Source organism: Nocardia sp. NPDC049737 (genome assembly GCF_040674755.1).
Lineage (GTDB): Bacteria > Actinomycetota > Actinomycetes > Mycobacteriales > Mycobacteriaceae > Nocardia.
Map to the genome: position 1 here is coordinate 1 of NZ_JBFANH010000087.1, position 1,774 is coordinate 1,774.

The window sequence follows — 1,774 nt, forward strand, 5'->3', positions numbered from 1 at the left end:
CACCAGCGCCACCGCGCCACTCAACCTGCCTCCAAAGTCCGTGGTCACCCCAGGGAGACATGATCATCCCGAGCCAGATTCCACGTAACTTTTAAGATGATCAAACGCCAGACGTTCGGCCCCGCCGAACCCGACCTGCTCCGCGAGCGAATTCTGCTGAGCGCCTGAACAATCCACCCGGACAAAATCACGGAAAGTGGGACAGATCCGATTTTCGAAGAGCGCTGACACTTCTGACTGTAGGCGCGCACCGTTTGTCGTAGCCGCACACCGTCTGCACGGGGTGTGCCATGGCGACTCGGGGCGTGGAGTGCAGGGTTGCTCTGGTGCAGGAAGATTCAGGTACCACAGCCGCCCCCGCCGTGCCCACAGTCTTGTCTTTACGCCGCAAGCTGCGCCTCTGTCGAGAGCGCACCCTTCATTCGGCGCGCACCGTTCGCGTGGTGTGCACTGGCGGCGCGGTCGAATGCAGTGCAGAGGGTTGCTCTGGGGTGCAGGAAGATTCAAGTACCGCAGTCGACCCTGCCGTGCCCGCAGTCTTGTCTTTACGCCGCAAGCTGCGCCTCTGTCCGTGAGCGCACCCTTTACCCAACGGTGCTCTTCTGCCTGTAGGCGCGCACCGTTTGCGCGGTGTGCACTGGCGACGCGGTCGAATGCAGTGCAGAGGTTGCTCTGGGGTGCAGGAAGATTCAGGTATCACAGCCGCCCTGCTGTGCCGCCGGTCTCGTTTTTACGCCGCAAGCTGCCCCTTGTCTGTGGACGCAAAGTTATCCAAAGGTGCTCTTATGACAGCACCGTTTGTCGTAGCGGCACACCGTCTGCGCGGGGTGTACTGGCGACTCGGGGCGTGGAGTGCAGGGCTACTTTGGGGTGGGATTCAGGACCAGCGACGGGTGATTCGGCGGGTGCGACGGCCGTTCCAGCAGCCGCGGTGCCAGTGTCTGCGATCGTCTTCGCCGCCCTCGAGCGCCCACGCGACGACATGGGCTACCCCGGGCGGGATTTCGTGATCGCAGCCGGGGCAGCGATACGTTTTGGTCGCACGGCTACCTGGGACGGTTCGCACGATGTACATATCGTCGCTGTTCGGCCCGGCCTCCCGCCGACCGAAGACATCGCCGATCGGCGGAGCCCCCTCCTGCGAGCGGCCCACCTGACGTTCCGTCCGCGGTTTCCGTCGAGGCATCCCATAAGCCTAGGTCGTGGCCGAGTTCACGCTGAACGCGCAGTCCGCCCCCTCCGCACACGACATCCCGCACCACACACGTTTGCCCGGCTACCCCATCCGCAGCGAGCAAACTCGCGCGGCAAACGAACCCGTTCCCCACAACACAGCCATGCGCAGCCACGAAAATCGCACCTGCCGAACCATAAGCACCACCCACTGACCGGACGCACCACCAACGACGCCACGCACCACCAACGACGCCACGCACCACCGGCGACGCCACACACCGCCAGCGCCCCCACACACCGCCCGCTGACCTCACGCACCACACGACCTCACGCACCCCGGGGATCCAATCCACGCTCGCCGCGCACCATTTTCCTGCGCCGTGCACACTTGCCCGGCCACCACCGACGACCTCACGCACCACCAGCGACCTCACGCACCGCCAGCGACGCCACGCACCGCCAGCGACCTCACACACCACCAGCGACCTCACGCACCGCCAGCGACGCCACGCACCGCCAGCGACCTCACACACCACCAGCGACCTCACACACCACCAGCGACCTCACGCACCACCAGCGACCTCACGCACCACCAGCG

At 65.1% G+C, this 1,774-nt stretch carries 1 protein-coding gene; it reads right to left on the bottom strand.

What is annotated here, in order from left to right; all coding sequences use genetic code 11:
- Positions 1 to 877 precede the first annotated feature (877 nt).
- Positions 878 to 1,186, bottom strand: coding sequence for an ATP/GTP-binding protein (locus AB0J47_RS42115; RefSeq protein ID WP_364360278.1), 309 nt, complete (start codon positions 1,184 to 1,186; stop codon positions 878 to 880).
- Positions 1,187 to 1,774 lie beyond the last annotated feature (588 nt).